The organism is Rhizobium sp. 01N447_2, assembly GCF_056399245.1.
The window spans coordinates 40,566-57,118 of record NZ_JBFTQY010000040.1 but is presented as its reverse complement, the minus strand read 5'-3'; the positions used below and the strand labels follow the sequence as shown (position 1 = coordinate 57,118).

Below are 16,553 nucleotides of genomic sequence, written 5' to 3'. Positions count from 1 at the left end.
TCCTCTCTCTGGTTCAGCCTGACGCGCTGGGATCTTTCGACCGCCGAATTCATCGGGCTTGAAAACTTTCAGCAGTTCTTTTCCGAACCCTTCCTGGTCAAGGGACTGCTCAACACGCTGATCTATGCCGTGACGACATCCGGCCTGAAGACGGTCTGCGGGTTGCTGCTTGCCGTGCTGTTGACCAGCAATATCTTCGCCCGCGGCTTCCTGCGCACGCTGGTCTTCTTTCCCGTCCTGGTCTCGACGATCGGCATCGGCATCACCTTCACGGTGATGATGCATCCGACCAGGGGCATCATCAATGTCACGCTCGAGACGCTCGGCATTCCGGGACCTGGATGGCTCACCAATCCGGCGCTGGCGCTTTTTTCGGTGGCTTTGGTCGATGTCTGGAAGGGTGTCGGCCTCGCCACATTGATCTTCATCGCCGGGCTTGCCGCGATCAGCCCCGATTATTATGAGGCTGCAAGGATTGACGGGGCCACGCGTCTCCAGCAATTTTTCCGGATCACCCTGCCGCTCGTGCGTCCCGCCACTGTCATCGTGGTGACATTGTCGCTGATCGGCGGGCTTCGATCCTTCGATCTGATATGGGCCATGACCCGCGGCGGGCCTGGTTTCTCCTCCGACGTGATCGCCTCGGTCATCTATAAGCAATACCAGGCTGGTTTCTACGGTCTGTCGACGGCCGGAAACGTCATCCTGTTCGCGCTGATCGCCGTAATCATCCTGCCATTCACCCTGTGGTTCAACCGGCGCGAGGTTGAGGAATGAGAAGCGTCCGCCCTTACGTGACCGGCGCGATAGCCCTTGCGGTGGCGGCCGTCATCTTCGTCATGCCCTTTGTTTTCGTCGCTCTCCAAGCGGTCAAATCGAAATCCGAAGCCTCTCGCCTTGATTTCGAATTGCCCGAGCAGTGGCTGTTCTGGGATAATCTGATCGCCGTCTTCAAGGCGCGCGACTACCAGCTCGCGCTCGCCTATTTCAACTCCACGCTGATCACCGTGGTCTCCGTCACGATCCTGATCCTGCTGTCGGCAATGGTCGGATATGTCATGCAGCGCCGCAAGACCGTCTGGAACAGGGTGGCCTCCATTGCCCTGTTCATGGGTCTGATGATGCCGCCAGCCGTGGTGCCCACCATCGGCCTCTTGCAGGAGATCGGTCTCTTCAAGACCATGACCGGGATGATCCTGATCCAGGTCGCCTATAATCTCTCGTTCTCGACATTGCTCTACCGCTCGTTCATTTCGACCATTCCACGCGACCTCGACGAGGCGGCGCTGATCGATGGCGCCAAGCCCCGGCAGATTTTCTTCAGAGTGATCCTGCCGCTGCTGAAACCGGTGACCGTCACCAACATCGTCGTGCAGTCGATCGCGATCTTCAACGATTTTACCAACCCGCTCTACTACCTTCCCGGCAAGGAGAACGTGACCGTGCAGCTGACGCTCTATAATTTCCAGAGCATGTATACGAGCCAGTACAATCTCCTCTTCATGAATATCCTCCTGGTGACGATCCCGCCGCTGGTCGTCTTCATCTTCTTCAACCGGCAGATCGTCGCCGGCATGACATCAGGCGCAGTAAAAGGGTAACCGAATGGCTGAGCTCACTCTCAAGCAAGTTCGCAAGAGTTTTGGCGCCCTTGAAGTCATCAAGGGGATCGATCTGGAGGTTGCCTCCGGCGAATTTGTGGTTTTCGTCGGCCCGTCTGGATGCGGAAAGTCGACGCTGCTGCGCATCATCGCCGGCCTGGAAGAAACAACCTCAGGCGCGCTGACCATCGGCGGCAAGGACGTGACCTATGCCGAACCCTCCGAGCGCGGCATTGCCATGGTGTTCCAGAGCTACGCGCTCTACCCGCATATGACCGTTGCCGAGAATATCGGCTTCGGCCTTTCGCTCGCCCGCCGCCCAAAGGCGGAAATCGCCGCCAAGGTCGCGGCGACGGCTGAAACGCTGCAGCTCACCCAGTTGCTGGAGAGAAAGCCGAAAGCACTCTCCGGCGGTCAGAGGCAGCGCGTCGCCATCGGCCGCGCGATCATCCGCGATCCCAAGGTCTTCCTGTTCGACGAGCCGCTCTCCAATCTCGACGCTTCGCTCCGCGCCCAGATGCGCCTTGAGATCGCCGATCTCCACGCCCGCCTGAAATCGACGATGATCTATGTCACCCACGACCAGGTCGAAGCCATGACGATGGCAGACAAGATCGTCGTCCTGAACGGCGGCGCGGTCGAACAGATCGGCAGTCCGATGGAGCTCTACCGCAATCCCGCGACACCCTTCGTCGCCGGCTTCATCGGCAGCCCGAAGATGAACCTCTATGGCGGCGAGACCGCGCGGCGAATGAACTGCACGACCTACGGCATTCGCCCGGAACATATCAGGCTTTCGGAAGGGGCCGGGCAATGGCAGGGCAGGATCCGGCATGTGGAGCGGCTTGGCGCCGACGCGATCCTCTACCTCGACATCCCCGAGCTCGGCGAGATGGTCGTGCGCGCCGAAGGCGAGACGCCGTTTGCGCCTGGTATGACGGTCTGGGCAAATCCGGTCGAGGGAGTGGAACATCGGTTCTGAGGACGGCGAGCGCGCCATCGTCTCGGCGCTCGATTCTGCCGGCGCACCGCGTTTGCGACACCGCTATCTTCACGCCAACCTTGAAAATCTCCAATCAATGATTAATATGCAATCATTGATGAATGGAGATAGAGATGGCAAGCATGACGATCCGCAATCTCGATGACGGGCTAAAGCAGCGGCTGCGCATGAGGGCAGCAACGCATGGCCGCTCCATGGAGGACGAAGCGCGGGATATCCTGCGCGCGGCGCTTGCGACCAGCGAACCACCGGCGCGCAATCTCGCAGATGCGATCCGCGCGCGCCTGCTGTCGGTTGGCGGCGTCGAGCTCGACATCCCGCCCCGCGAGCCGATCCGCGATCCCCCGGACTTCACCGCGTGATCATTCTCGATACCAACGTCATCTCAGAGCTGCTGACGCCTGCACCGAATGCGGCGGTGGTCGGTTGGTTCGCCGCACAACATCCTACATCGATCTTCACGACAGCAGTCACCGAGGCCGAGATCCTCTACGGACTGCGTCTCCTTCCCGAGGGACGTCGTCGACGCGATCTTCAGGCGGCGGTCTTGTTGATATTTAGCGAGGATATTGGCGGTCGCGTTCTGCCGTTTGATCGCGACGCTTCAAATGTCTATGCCACTATCGTCACCGACCGCCGCAAAGCCGGTCGACCGATCAGTCAATTCGATGCTCAGATTGCTGCCATCGCCATTTCACGGGGCGCTTCACTCGCGACACGCAATGTCTCGGATTTTGCGGGAATGGACCTCCAGATCGTCAATCCGTGGAAAGACAGATAAAAGCGCGGAACCGCCAGCGCATCCTGAGCTTTGAGCTGATCACCGCGCCGTAATGTCCGGCAGTTCCAAGCAGTGAAACATCACGCAATGGAATCGCTGCAGCTCGATCGATTCAGCATATTCATTGGACGCATCGGCCGCCGTACGGGGATTCTTGCGGCATGACCCAGGCGACCCATCCGACATTGCTTTTTCATCTAGATCCGGCGCGAAACATGGCGCGCTTCTATCTTCTGGCCGTCGAACCGACCCTGTTCGGCGGCAGCTCGCTCACGCGTTGCTGGGGACGCATGGGGACGAAGGGACAGATGAAGATCGACCTGTTCGACACAGCGGTCGAAGCAAGGGAAGCATCCCGGACGCTGCTGCACGGCAAGCTCAAACGCGGATATCGGCGAAATGAGGAAAATTCACAGGAATCCGGTTCAGAACCGCTCGGCACGCAGGGGCGCCAGATCGATAGCCGGTCTCTGTCCCGCAACCAGCTGGGAAACGAGATAGCCGGTCAGAGCCGACAGCGTCAGGCCGAGATGGCCGTGGCCGAAGGCATAGGTGACGCGGGGCAAGTGGCGGGAGCTGCCGATCACCGGAAGTGAATCGGGCATGGACGGGCGAAAGCCCAGCCACTCGTCGCTGCCTTGCCCGGCCGCCGGCAGGAGCATTTTCACGCCGTCACGGATCATCGCGGTCCGCCTGGGGTTCAAGGGAGCGGCAAGCCCGCCAAGTTCGACGGTTCCAGCCGCGCGCAATCCATCTGCCATCGGCACCATGTAGAAGCCGTGTTCTGGATAGCAGACCGGGCGCGACAGCAGATGGCCCGCTTGCGGGAACAAGACGTGATAACCGCGCTCGGTGTCGAGCAGGACGCGATCGCCTATCGATGCCGTAATCTTGCGCGAATGGGCGCCGGCGGCGACGACCGCGTGGTCCGTCAGGATTTGCGTGTCCGCGGTCCGCAGGCAGATGCCATTACCGCGCGGCTCGATCGCCGAGACTTCGCCGCGGACGATCTCCCCGCCGCCGCTTATAACTGCCTGGGCGAGCGCGAAAGCGAGTTGCCTGGGGCTGGAAAACACATAGGCGTCAGGGAACAGCACGCCCTTGTGGTAGAGCGGCGCAAGATTAGGCTCCATGTTCTGGACATCGGCGCGGTCCAGCCGGTCCATGGCGACGCCATGACGCTCACGCAGCGCGTTCTCAGCGTCAGCCGCCCGGAATTGCGCTTCGGTCTTATAGAGATACAGGCAGCCGTCATGCCGCTTCAGCCGTTCGGCGCCTGCCTGCGTCACAAGCGGTTGCCAGGCCGCATCGGCGTGGGAAAGCAGCACCGCCAGTGTGCCGGCGATCCGCTCGACCTCGGCTTTCGTGCTCGATGCCAGGAAGGCGCGCAGCCAAGGAACCAATTGCGGCAGGTATCTCCAGACGATCGCCAGCGGACCGAGCGGATTGAGCAGCATTCCCGGCACACGCCAGATGACCCCTGACGTCGCAAGGGGAACGACGCCGTGCGGCGCAAAGGTGCAGGCATTTCCGTAGGAGCAGGCCTGCCTGTAGGATGCATCGCCCAAGGGCGGCGCCGGATCGATAATCGTGACCCGGTGCCCCATTCTCTGCAACCAAAGCGCCGTGCAGAGGCCGACCAATCCGGCACCGACCACAGCCACATGCCGGCGCTCGGCGTCGGGCAAGGGCTGAAGCTCCGGCAGCGTCGTGTTCATCGGCTAGACCAGGCCCGCTAAGGCGCGGGGACGATCGTTCAGCGTGGCGGCGATGATGCGCAGCGCCGTTGCAAGTTCGTGACGCGACGATGCGCAGCCGACATTGACGCGAACGGCGTGCTCGACCGGCTGACGGTCGCAGGCAAAGGCGGTGGCGGCCATGACGGCAACGCCATGGGCGCGCAGATTGGCGGCAAAATCCTCGCATCGCCATGGCGCCGGCAGCCGGAGCCATAAAAACATGCAGCGCGGATCGGCGGAGAAGGAATGGCCGGCAAGGATCGTCGTGACGATCGCATGGCGGGCGCGCAGCTCGGCAAGCTGGGCCTTCAGGATCGCTTCGGCCGTGCCGTCTTCCAGCCAGCGCGTCGCAAGCAGCAGCGGCAGCGGAGAGGGCATCCAGGCGGTCGTGCGGACCGCCTCGGCAGACAGCAGCGCCCGGCCGGGCGGACACAAGAGATAGCCGACGCGCAGACCCGGCGCCAGCGCCTTGGAGAGCGCTGATATATGGTAGGTTCTGGTCGGCGCAAGCGTGACCAGGGCGCTTGCCCGGATCCCGAGCATCGGTCCATAGACATCGTCCTCGATGATGACGAGATCGTGCTTTTCCGCGACGTCGACCAGTTCGCGCCGGCGAGCCTCGCTCATGGTGACGACGGTCGGATTGTGCATCGAGGGAACCGTGAAGACGGCGCGCACGCTCTCCCGGCGGCAGATATCGTCGAGCTCCACCGCCGACATGCCCTCATCGTCACTTCCGATGCCGATGATGCGGAAGCGGAACATCTGGGCAAGCGCAATCAGCCCATAATAGGTCAGCCGATCGCAGACGATGGTATCGCCGGGCTCAATCAGGCTGCTGATCACCGCCAGCAAAGCATGCTGGGCGCCGCTGGTGACGACGATATCGTCTTCGGACGGATCGAAGCCGTTGAGCGATATCCATTTTCTCGCCGCGTGGCGCGCCCAGGCAGGACCTTCCGGCGGCTGATACTCCTGCATCTGGCGGAAGCGCCGGTCCGATGAAAGGTCTGGCAGGGATTGGGCGAGGCGCTGCTGGAAATCGTCGACGGCCGGCCGGTTGACCGTCAGATCGATGATACCGGCTGGGTTAGCTGCCCGGTCGACCCGCGGCATGGCGCCGTCGCCCATGACGATCGTGCCGCGCCGGGTGCTGCCCATTACAAGATTGAGGTTCTGCAATTCGCGGTAGGCGCGCGTGACGGTTGAGACGTTGAGCGACCGCTCCCGCGCCAGGTCGCGCTGAGGTGGGAGCTGACTGCCGGGAGGCAAGGCGCCCGAGCGGATCTTCGCCTCGAGCTCGCTTGCGAGCTCCAGATAGGCCGGTATCCGCGTTTCCCGCCCCTGATTTGTCCGGGTCACTTCCGATCTTTCAGACATACAATTCCTGTAACAGCGGCGTAAATTCCATAAGCCGAACGCACACATCAATCCCCGAGGCGCTGCGATTCAGCTCGCTTTCGTGCGACATAGCATGCTTTCCCAATGTTTTCGAGACCCTGCCGCTACCACCACACAAAATTATTTGTGTGGCTTGACAAGCCGAAGTAGACCGAGACAATATAGCCCAGCATCGAGACAAAGAGGCAGGGACCCGCCGATGCAAACAGGAGGACTTCATGAGCGAGCGCTTCATTGCTTTCGAAGGCGTGCGTAAATCCTATGACGGCGTCAGCTATGTCGTTCGCGGCCTGGACCTCGACGTCGCCAAAGGGGAATTCTTGACCCTTCTCGGCCCGTCCGGATCCGGCAAGACCACGACGCTGATGATGCTGGCCGGCTTCGAAGCGCCGACCGACGGGACGATCACGCTTGCCGACAACAGGATCGACAGCGTTCCGCCGCATCGCCGCAATATCGGCGTGGTCTTCCAGAATTACGCGCTCTTCCCGCATATGACCGTCGGCGAGAACGTCGCCTTCCCGCTGAAAATGCGCCGGCTCGGCAAGGCCGAGATCACCGAGCGGGTGCGCCGCGCGCTCGACATGGTGCGCATGGCGAGCTTCGAAACGCGGCGGCCCAACCAGCTTTCCGGCGGACAGCAGCAGCGCATCGCGCTCGCCCGGGCTCTCGTCTTCGAACCGCAGCTCGTGCTGATGGACGAGCCGCTCGGTGCGCTCGACAAGCAGCTTCGCGAACATATGCAGCTCGAGATCAAGCACCTGCATGCCCGCCTCGGCATCAACGTCGTCTACGTTACCCACGACCAGGGCGAGGCTCTGACCATGTCGGATCGGGTCGGCGTGTTCAATGACGGCATCCTGCAGCAGATCGCGCCGCCGCATGCGCTCTACGAGACGCCGGCAAACCCCTTCGTCGCAACCTTCATCGGCGAGAACAATGCGATATCGGGCGAAGTCGTTGCGATCGAAAATGCCGTCTGCCGGATTCGCGCGCCCGATGGTTCGATCATCACCGGCCATGCCGGAGAAGGGTTGAAGGAAGGCGCGCGGGCAACGCTGGTCTTGAGGCCCGAGCGGATTCAGCTGGCGCCGGCAGCCGAAATTCCGAACCGGTTCACCGCCATGCTGAAGGAAATCATCTATCACGGCGACCATGTCAGGTTGCGCGTCTCGGCCTGCGGCTGCGACGATATCTTCATCAAAGTCGCAGCGGCCCAGGATATTCCGGTTCAGTCGCTAGGCTCCACTGCCGTCATCGGCTGGGCGCCGGAGGATTGCCGCGCGCTCGCGCTCTCCTGACCGGACGCTCATTCTTTCGCAAACGCAGCTACAAAAAGGGGAACCACCATGATGCGTTTAAACTGCATGCTTCTCAGTTCCGTCATGACTCTTGCCATAGCAGGAGCCACATTTGCCGGAGATACGCTGACCGTCACATCCTGGGGCGGCGCCTACACGAAGAGCCAGGAGGAGGCCTTTTTCAAGCCCTTCGCCAAGGAAACCGGCACCAAGGTTCTCCAGGATGAATGGGACGGCTCGACCGCCAAACTGAAGGGCATGGTCGAAACCGGCCAGGTGACCTGGGATGTCGTCGATGTCGAACCCAGCCATGCGCTGCAAGGCTGCGACGAAGGCTGGCTCGAAACGATCGACTATTCGAAGCTCGGCGGCAAGGACGCCTTCATCGACGGCGCCGCGATGGATTGCGCGGTCGCGACGATCGTCTTCGGCACCATCTATGCCTATGACGCCGCCAAGTTCCCGAATGGCGGACCGACGACCATGGCCGATCTGTTCGACACGGCCAAGTTCCCCGGGCCGCGCGCCTTGCGCAAGTCGCCGAAGACCACGCTGGAATTCGCGCTGATTGCCGACGGCGTCAAACCCGCCGAGGTCTACGACGTGCTCGGAACGCCGGAGGGCGTCGACCGCGCCTTCAAGAAGCTCGACACGATCAAGAAGGATGTGAAGGTCTGGTGGACGGCGGGCGCGCAGCCGCCGCAGCTTCTTGCCGACGGCGAAGTCGTGATGACCACGGCATGGAACGGCCGCATCTACGATGCCGTCAAGAACAGCGGCAAGAACTTCAAGATCGTCTGGGACGGCCAGGGAATGGACTTCAATCTCTGGGCCGAGCCGAAAGGCTCGAAGAACAAGGAACTGGCGGACAAATTCGTCGCCTTCACCGTCAACCCCGACGTGATGGCGCAGCAGTCCAAATATATCTCCTATGGCCCGACCCTGAAAGCGGCCATCGCCAAGGTTCCGGCGGATATTCTTGTCGATCTGCCGACCGCGCCTGAGAACACGAAGACGGCCTTTGTCGTCTCCTCCGAGTTCTGGGCCGACCATGATGAGGAGTTGACCGAACGCTTCAACAAGTGGCTCGCACAGTAACCTCTTCGGGCGGGCGAGTGTCTCCCTGGCTCCGTCCGCCCCTTTCTCTACCGCAGGAAGGCATGAGCGATGGTGATCGCGACAATGAATGACGGCGAAGGCACGATGATTGCCACCCGCACGCGGGTGAAAAGCCTCGGCAGTGCGAAAAGCAAAGCGCAACTGAGAGCGCTGTTGCTGGTCGCGCCTCTGTTGATCTTCCTGCTGCTCGTCTTCGTCCTGCCCATTGCCCTGTTGTTGACGCGCGCGGTCGACAACAGGGCGGCCTCCGCCGCCCTGCCCTACACGATGTCGGCTCTGTCAGCCTGGGATGAACAATCCCCGCCCGACGAAGCGCTATTTGCCGCCTTTGCCACGGACCTGAAACAATCGCCCCGCGACCAGATCGCCGAAGTGGCCAAGCGTCTCAACTATTACGAGACCGGCATGCGCTCGATGCTGTTGAAAACGGCGCGCACGATCCGCAACGCGGAACCGCCCTACAAGACAGCCTTCGTTGCCATCGATCCCAAGTGGGAGACGCAGCACTACTGGACGATCATCAAGAATGCATCGCCGCCCTTCACCGACTATTACCTGCTCGCCTCGCTCGATCTCGAGCGCGACGCGTCGGGCGCCATCGGCAGGGTCTCGGCGGAGAATGCGGTGCATGTCGATGTCTTGATCCGCACATTCGTCGTCAGCGCTTCGGTGACCGTGATCTGCCTGTTTCTTGGCTATCCGCTTGCCGCCCTGATTGCCCGATCGAAAGGGGCGGTTGCCAATACGCTGCTGATCCTGGTGCTGCTGCCGTTCTGGACCTCGCTTCTGGTGCGCACCAGCGCCTGGGTCGTCCTGCTGCAGGGACGCGGGGTGATCAACTCGGCGCTCATCTGGCTCGGCCTGATCGACCCCGCACATCCGCTCGACCTGATCTACAATCGCATCGGCGTGCTGATCGCCATGACCCATATTCTGCTGCCCTTCATGGTGCTGCCGATCTACAGCGTMATGAAGAGCATCCCTCCGGTCTATCTGCGTGCCGCCTCGTCGCTTGGCGCGCCGCCGGTATCGGCCTTCTTGCGCATATACCTGCCGATGAGCATGCCTGGTGTCAGTGCCGGCGGGCTCCTCGTCTTCATCCTGGCGCTTGGCTACTACATCACGCCGGCTCTGGTCGGCGGGCCGGGAGACCAGATGGTGAGCTATTTCATCGCCTATTACTCCAATCAGGTCACGAACTGGGGCATGGCGGCGGCTTTGAGCACGATCCTGCTGGTGGCGGTGCTGATCCTCTATGCCGTCTACAATCGCATTGTCGGCATCGACAGGCTGAGGATAGGCTGATGACGAACTTCCTTTCTTTCCCGCGGCTATTTTCGATCCTCTTGTGGCTGGCTGGCGGCCTCGTGATCCTGTTCCTGATCGCGCCGATCGTGGCGATCGTGCCGCTCTCCTTCAATGCCGAGCCGTTCTTCACCTATCCGATGCCCGGCCTGTCGCTGCGCTGGTATCGCGAATTCTTCGATTCCAACGTCTGGCAGCTGGCGCTGAAGAACAGCATCATCGTCGCCGTCTTCGCCACGCTTCTGTCGACCTTTCTCGGCACGCTTGCCGCGATCGGCCTCAGCCGGCCCTCCTGCCCGGCGCGGGCAACGCTGACCGCCATTCTGATTTCGCCGATGATCGTGCCGGTCATCGTTTCGGCAGTCGGCATCTATTATGCCTTTGCCGCCGTCGGGCTGCTCAACAGCCTGACCGGGCTGGTGCTGGCGCATACGGCGATCGGCGCCCCTTTCGTGGTGATCACCGTGACCGCGACCCTCGCAAGCTTCGATCATAATCTGATGCGGGCGGCATCCAGTCTCGGCGCAGCCCCGGTCGAAGCGACATTACGCATCATGCTGCCGGTCATCGCGCCGGGGGTGGCGTCCGGCGCGCTCTTTGCCTTCGTGACATCATTCGACGAAGTGGTGATTGCACTCTTCATCGCCGGTTCCGAAGAACGCACGCTGCCGCGCCAGATGTGGAGCGGCGTGCGCGAAACGCTGAGCCCGACGATCGCCGCCGTCGCCACGCTGCTCATCCTGTTTTCGACGCTGTTCCTCGCCACGATCCAATGGCTGCAGCGACGTGCCGAACGTCAGAAAATTGCGCATAGAGAATAATTCAGGGGGGTTGAGCATGCAGATCGAACGCTACGAAACCGGAAAACGAATGAGCCAGGCCGTGACTTATGGCGGCTTTGTCTTCCTCGCAGGCCAGGTCGCAATCGACGCGCCGGGCGCCTCCGTCCACCAACAGACGACCAACATCCTGGCGCGGATCACCCGGCTTCTGGAAAGCGTGGGCAGCAATCCGACACGGATCGTCAGCACGACGATCTGGCTTGTCGATATCTCCAGCTTCGAAGACATGAATACCGTGTGGGACGCCTGGGTGCCTGCGGGCCATGCGCCGGCGCGCGCCACGGTCGAAGCAAGGCTCGCCGGACCGGAATTCACTGTCGAGATCGGCATGATCGCAGCGATCGGGACCTGACAGTTAAAAACCTTGCCGGAAGCGGCTGCGAACTCCTCTTTCACCCTACATGGCATCACCGGCGCGAGCGCTGAAAGCGCTTGTCGGTTGGCTATATCAATCAGCGTCCTGAGGGTCGGGCAGAGGCGGTGAATTCAACTGCCTGGCGTGACACCTTTAGTTGCAAAGCCGTGACACTCGGCGACAACCCTCAAAAGAGGGGGCGGGCAACTTGCCTTTGCCCCATTTAATCTTTAAGGACGCCCCAATTTCCAAGGCGTAGGGACTGAACGAGGATGTCACAGAACGACAACAGATCTTCGGGGCTTGGCGTAACAGCCGGCGACCTGGATCGCTACTTCACATTTCTCCGCCATGTTCTTGTGAATGCAACCGCTACGCGGGCAGCCGGTGAGAGCCTGGACTATGCAGCAGCGGTGACAGAGTCCATGCAACTGGCTCGCGCCACGCACGATGCGGGACGGAAGATCATGTTCATTGGCAACGGCGGCAGCGCGGCAATCGCCAGCCACATGGCAACAGACTATTCCAAAAACGGCGGGCTGCGCGCCATGGCGATGAACGACGGCGCGACGCTGACATGCCTCTCGAACGATCTCGGATATGAGAATGTGTTCTCGACGCAGATCGGCATGCATGCGAACGAAGGTGACCTGCTGGTGGCAATCAGCAGTTCGGGGAGATCGGAAAGCATTACCAAGGCCGTCCGCACGGCCCGGGAAAAAGGCTGCGCCATCATGACTTTGAGCGGCTTCGCGCCGGGCAATCCGCTGCGTGATCTGGGTGACCTGAACTTTTATGTGGCCTCCGATCAATATGGCTATGTGGAGATCGCGCATCTGGCGATTTGCCATGCCGTATTGGATTTCTCCTGCGGGCTTGTCCCGCCTACTCTTTCCTAACGAGCCGTTATACGCGCATGAATTTCCCCAGCATTCACGATCCGGAATTGACGCTCCTTATCCCCAACGATGATGTCACCGATCCTGAAGTGACCATCCTCGTCCCGTCTCTTAACGAGGAATTGACGATCGGAACCTTCGTCGACTGGTGCCGCGAGGGTATCGCGGCAAGCGGTGCGGCCGTGGAGATCCTCATCGTCGACAGTTCGACCGATCGCACACCCGAAATCGCGCGCGACAGGGGCGCCCGCGTGTTGCGGACACCGAAGCGCGGTTTGGGCAGGGCTTACATCGATGCTATCCCATTCGTCCGTGGCAAGTTCATCATCATGGGCGATGCGGACTGCACCTATGATTTTCGCCAGATTGCGCCATTTATCGAGGCCTTCCGGAACGGCTCCGACTTCGTGATGGGCTCGCGGTTCAAGGGCTCGATCGAAGACAATGCGATGCCGGCGCTGCATCGCTATTTCGGGACGCCACTGACGACGTGGATTCTCAATCGGATGTTCGCCAGCCGCTTTTCCGACATCCATTGCGGCATGCGGGGCATCAGTGTCGATGCATTGCTGCGCATGGATCTTCGGTCGCAAGGATGGGAATATGCATCGGAAATGGTGCTGAAGTCCGTGCATATGGAGCTTCCGACCACCGAAGTGCCGATCCACTTCCTGAAAGATCCGGATGGACGGCTAAGCCACATGAAGCGGCGGGGTTGGATGGAGCCGTGGCGCGCTGGCTGGCGTAATCTTCAGGCGATGTTTGTCTACGGGTTTGATTTCTTTCTCATCTGGCCGGGCTTCCTGCTTCTGGCCCTCGGCTTGATTATCATGCTGCCATTGCTCGCTGGACCCATGTCCATTGCCGGTGTGCGCTTCTCGTCCAATGCCATGCTTTTTGCCATGGCCCTGGCCGTCCTTGGTCAATCAATGCTGGTTTCGGCCGCGATCGGTCGGGTTATCTTCGACTATTCGGGACGCGTGCAGCCTCGTTTCGAGCGGCTTCTGCCTTATAACGCGACGATCTGGGGAACGGTCGTGGCCGTACTTGCAGGCGTTTTATTGGCGTTTCCGCTCTTCGATTCCTATGTCGGGAATGGATACCTGCTGCCTGAGATTGGCGTCGAAACGAACTGGGCCGTCTTCGGGCTCTGGCTTATCACGACAGCGTTCCAGATCTTTATTTCAGGGCTCATGATCCGGGCGCTTGGGGTCATGCTGCCCGTCAAGAAGCCTGCGCCCCCTCTCGCGGGATAGGAGCCACGGGAGCGGTGATGATCGCAGGTTGGTGCGCGGTTTCTTTTATAATCTTATGGGGCCTGGTGATCGATCGAGGGATCGTCGTTTGGCTCAATCGAGGTTGCGATCGGCCCTTTCGAGACGGCATCGACTTTTTGTTCAGCGGCATTTTGCCGGCTCTTGCGATCTCAGGCGGTGCGGCTACCGTCCTTGGCGCAGTTCACGGATTACGATGGGAAATCGTTCTTCCTATCGTGGCTGTCTCGATGATCTGGCGGCGGCGCGATCTTGTCGCCGTTCTTTGCGACCTGGGTTCACTGTTTCGAAAAATCGCCGCTAAAGCGAAAATCGGAAACCCGTTTCCGGTGCTTGCGGCACTCACATGCATCGTACTTTGCTATGTGTGGAGCGTTCTGGCCCAATTTCCTCCGGGCATTGCCGACGTGTGGGTCTTCCACATCCCGCTCGCAAACAGCATCATCGAGCACGCCGGCTTTCTGTCTCCGCAGATCGACCATCCCTTCTACGGCAATATTCCACTCTTCTTCAATCTGCTGTTTGCGCTCGTCATGATGGTCAGCGGTCACTGGACCGGCGCGGCGGCGATGAATATCGCAATTTTCTTCGGATTTCTGTTCCTGCTTTCAAGCTGCGCCAGTCGTTGGCGGGCATGCGGTTTTTTCCTGGTGGCCGCTCTGATCCTCAGCATCCCCTTCTTCAGGGGGAGTGTCGGCGAACCGATGACGGATCTGGCCCGGTCGTGTTTCTCAGTCGCAGCCGTGCTCTTTCTGTGGCGCTATTTGGAAACCCGGCGCCCGGCGGAGCTTTTTCATTGTGCGCTCGTCTTAGGGGGAGCGGTCGGAGGAAAATATACGGAACTGCAAATGGTTGGCCTTATAGGGCTGGCATTGATGCCGACGCTTCTCAAGGGAAGGGTATCATTGCCGCTCTTTCTGTCATGCCTCTGCGCATTTCTCGGCGTCGCGGGCTACTGGTATGCGAAAAACCTGATCGTTTTCGGCAATCCGATCTATCCCTTTCTATTCGGCCATCCGGGCCTCACCGACGCTTGGATGGCGGATTACACGCTCGAATTGGGCCGGGCTTTCGATCCCGCCAACCGACATTTCGTGACGAACCTCGCAACTCTGCAAGGTTGGCACGACTTCCTCTATATTCTTTACGAGTGGTTCCTCGCTCGCAAACCGAATAGTTTCGTCGCTCTTGCCTTGATACTGGCCGGTCTGGCAGTGGCTTTTCGGCGCATCGCATTTCTGGCAGCGATTGTCGCTGCCATGTTTGTGATATGGTACACCGTTATGTTCAATCACATACGGTGGGCGACGCCCGCCTATCTGCTTTTCTTTTCGACCGGGTTTATCGGCGCCTCCCTGGTTCGCGAACGGTTGGATAAATGGCTCGACCGGCGTGTCCTGCCGCAGATAGCCCCGCTTGCGAAAATTGTCTCTTCGCCAGCATGCATGGTCGCCAGCCCGGTGGTTATCAGCTTGCTGGCCGGGGGCCTGTGGTTTTCCCACTGGCATCGCGTGGGCGGCGGCGACATGGATCCGGTCAAGGCGAAAGAACTCGACGTCGTGCTTGGGATGATAAGCGTCGACGAATATATGAAGAGCCACCGCCAAGCTTATTTCATGTACCGCTATATCGCGGAGCACGAGCTGAGAGCCGTGTTTCAACCTTTCGATACTGCCAACACATTATTGTCCGCGGCTTACAATGGCGGCCGCGACGGCGGCTGGCAATTGCCACGCTACGTGCTGCCTCTACCGGGTTCGGATATCGATGCTTTCATCAGGGACAATCATATAGGCTACTTCATCGTCCCCCCCGATGCCGGTAGCGCGTTCCTCGCCGAACGCCTTGGAGAAGACAAAATGGTGATGGCCAACAGCGTCGTAGCGCACATGATGCCCCGCTCTTCGGTGATATTGACGGATCGGTTTGGCTGGAAGCTCTACCGTTTTGACGCGGATCGGGCACCGTGACGACTGCGTCCCCCCCAGCGTTGCTTCGCATCGGCATACCGGTTCTGAAAGTGGCTGTCGCGCTTGGCCTCGTCATATGGATCGCGCGCAAGGTAGATTTTTCGGAAGGGTGGGCTGCGATCCAGACCCTGTCGGCGACGACCATTTCGGTCGGCATCCTTCTTCTGCTCTTGCAGGCCCTGCTTTCGGCGTGGCGGTGGTGCCTTCTATCGGACATGATAGGGCAAAGGCTGAAGATCTCAGGCGCGATGAACCTCTTCATGCAAAGCCTGTTTTACAATCAGGCTCTTCCAAGTCCCATTCCAGGCGATGCCGCTCGCATATTCGGTGCCGTCAAATATGGCCTGACGATCGGAGAAGCCACGCTGGGCGTCGTCATGGACCGCATCCTCACTCTTTTCGGACTGGCGGTCGTTGCGCTGATCGGATTGATCATCCTGCGCACTGTTTACGGGCACGACTTTCCCATCCCCTATCTGACGGAACTCACGGCGCTTGGCGTTGCGGGATCTATCGCATCAGCCCTGGTGTTCAGTTGGCGCCGCCACTTATTCGTCCGGTTCTTTCCGGCAAAGCTGCACGCGTTGACCGACGCGTTGCGGGCTTTGATCACCCACCAAAGAATGGTCGGCGTCTTTCTATTGACCCTCGCCATTCACGGGTTGAGCGTCGTCTCGCTTGAGATCCTCGTTCTCGGCCTTGACCTCCCGCTCGATTGGGGTCAGGCCGCAGCCGCTTTCCCGCCGGTGCTCTTGATCGCGATGGTTCCCATTTCCGTCGGAGGATGGGGACTCCGGGAGGGCGGTATGATCATTTCGCTTGCCGTGTTCGGCATAGGCACGACCGACGCGGCAACGCTATCGGTGGTTTTCGGCCTGCTGCAGCTTGTGGTCGGGTTAGCCGGTGGTGTATTCGTCCTTTCGCGTCCTCATTCGGGAAAGATCAAAGCGCTCTGATGAGCCT

Annotated in this window: 16 protein-coding genes and 1 pseudogene; 15 read left to right on the top strand and 2 right to left on the bottom strand. The window is 60.3% G+C overall.

Annotated elements, in window-relative coordinates; all coding sequences use genetic code 11:
• From AC1ECN_RS23945 to AC1ECN_RS23920, 6 genes and pseudogenes are all read left to right on the top strand, one after another.
• Window positions 1-777 (top strand): carbohydrate ABC transporter permease (locus AC1ECN_RS23945; RefSeq protein ID WP_477954296.1); only part of this gene is annotated, 777 nt, incomplete at its 5' end.
• Complete coding sequence (locus AC1ECN_RS23940) at window positions 774-1,601, top strand: carbohydrate ABC transporter permease (RefSeq protein ID WP_018483069.1); 828 nt, start codon at window positions 774-776, stop codon at window positions 1,599-1,601. The genes AC1ECN_RS23945 and AC1ECN_RS23940, both read left to right, overlap by 4 nt.
• 4 nt (window positions 1,602-1,605) lie before the next feature.
• A complete protein-coding gene (locus tag AC1ECN_RS23935; RefSeq protein WP_027688902.1) occupies window positions 1,606-2,583 on the top strand; it encodes an ABC transporter ATP-binding protein in 978 nt (325 codons plus the stop codon).
• A 134-nt stretch (window positions 2,584-2,717) separates the two neighbouring features.
• Window positions 2,718-2,966 (top strand): FitA-like ribbon-helix-helix domain-containing protein, encoded by a 249-nt coding sequence (locus AC1ECN_RS23930; protein ID WP_027688903.1) that lies wholly within the window; start codon window positions 2,718-2,720, stop codon window positions 2,964-2,966.
• A complete protein-coding gene (locus AC1ECN_RS23925; RefSeq protein ID WP_477954293.1) occupies window positions 2,963-3,385 on the top strand; it encodes a PIN domain-containing protein in 423 nt (140 codons plus the stop codon). The genes AC1ECN_RS23930 and AC1ECN_RS23925 overlap by 4 nt, the downstream gene beginning before the upstream one ends.
• Before the next feature lie 161 nt (window positions 3,386-3,546).
• Window positions 3,547-3,780, top strand: a pseudogene (locus tag AC1ECN_RS23920) (WGR domain-containing protein); the annotation flags it as partial.
• Window positions 3,781-3,810: 30 nt separating this feature from the next.
• On the opposite strand, the gene AC1ECN_RS23915 reads toward AC1ECN_RS23920, so the two are convergent.
• Both AC1ECN_RS23915 and AC1ECN_RS23910 read right to left on the bottom strand, forming a co-directional pair.
• Window positions 3,811-5,103, bottom strand: coding sequence for an NAD(P)/FAD-dependent oxidoreductase (locus tag AC1ECN_RS23915; RefSeq protein WP_477954291.1), 1,293 nt, complete (start codon window positions 5,101-5,103; stop codon window positions 3,811-3,813).
• A 3-nt stretch (window positions 5,104-5,106) separates the two neighbouring features.
• Complete coding sequence (locus AC1ECN_RS23910; RefSeq protein WP_477954289.1) at window positions 5,107-6,504, bottom strand: aminotransferase-like domain-containing protein; 1,398 nt, start codon at window positions 6,502-6,504, stop codon at window positions 5,107-5,109.
• 239 nt (window positions 6,505-6,743) lie between these two features.
• Between AC1ECN_RS23910 and AC1ECN_RS23905 the strand changes: the two genes are divergently transcribed.
• The 9 genes from AC1ECN_RS23905 to AC1ECN_RS23865 all read left to right on the top strand — a co-directional run bounded on the left by AC1ECN_RS23905 (window position 6,744) and on the right by AC1ECN_RS23865 (window position 16,546).
• Window positions 6,744-7,826 carry an ABC transporter ATP-binding protein gene (locus tag AC1ECN_RS23905; protein ID WP_185828592.1) on the top strand — a complete coding sequence of 361 codons (1,083 nt, stop codon included), beginning with the start codon at window positions 6,744-6,746 and terminating at the stop codon, window positions 7,824-7,826.
• A gap of 48 nt (window positions 7,827-7,874) precedes the next feature.
• Window positions 7,875-8,924 carry an ABC transporter substrate-binding protein gene (locus AC1ECN_RS23900; RefSeq protein ID WP_028743191.1) on the top strand — a complete coding sequence of 350 codons (1,050 nt, stop codon included), beginning with the start codon at window positions 7,875-7,877 and terminating at the stop codon, window positions 8,922-8,924.
• A gap of 69 nt (window positions 8,925-8,993) precedes the next feature.
• Entirely contained in the window at window positions 8,994-10,250 is a 1,257-nt protein-coding gene (locus AC1ECN_RS23895; RefSeq protein WP_130689015.1) for an ABC transporter permease, read from the top strand.
• Window positions 10,250-11,071 carry an ABC transporter permease gene (locus AC1ECN_RS23890; protein WP_130689014.1) on the top strand — a complete coding sequence of 274 codons (822 nt, stop codon included), beginning with the start codon at window positions 10,250-10,252 and terminating at the stop codon, window positions 11,069-11,071. Before AC1ECN_RS23895 ends, AC1ECN_RS23890 begins: the two co-directional genes overlap by 1 nt.
• Window positions 11,072-11,087: 16 nt before the next feature.
• Window positions 11,088-11,444 (top strand): RidA family protein, encoded by a 357-nt coding sequence (locus AC1ECN_RS23885; protein ID WP_477954286.1) that lies wholly within the window; start codon window positions 11,088-11,090, stop codon window positions 11,442-11,444.
• A 275-nt stretch (window positions 11,445-11,719) separates the two neighbouring features.
• A complete protein-coding gene (locus AC1ECN_RS23880; protein WP_024322586.1) occupies window positions 11,720-12,346 on the top strand; it encodes an SIS domain-containing protein in 627 nt (208 codons plus the stop codon).
• 17 nt (window positions 12,347-12,363) lie between these two features.
• The gene (locus tag AC1ECN_RS23875; protein ID WP_018071774.1) at window positions 12,364-13,602 is read left to right on the top strand and encodes a glycosyltransferase family 2 protein; all 1,239 of its coding nucleotides are present in this window, start codon (window positions 12,364-12,366) and stop codon (window positions 13,600-13,602) included.
• 17 nt (window positions 13,603-13,619) lie between these two features.
• On the top strand, window positions 13,620-15,590 hold the full coding sequence (locus tag AC1ECN_RS23870; protein ID WP_477954284.1) for a hypothetical protein: 1,971 nt from the start codon (window positions 13,620-13,622) through the stop codon (window positions 15,588-15,590).
• A complete protein-coding gene (locus AC1ECN_RS23865) occupies window positions 15,587-16,546 on the top strand; it encodes a lysylphosphatidylglycerol synthase transmembrane domain-containing protein (RefSeq protein WP_477954282.1) in 960 nt (319 codons plus the stop codon). Before AC1ECN_RS23870 ends, AC1ECN_RS23865 begins: the two co-directional genes overlap by 4 nt.
• The last annotated feature ends 7 nt before the right edge of the window (window positions 16,547-16,553 follow it).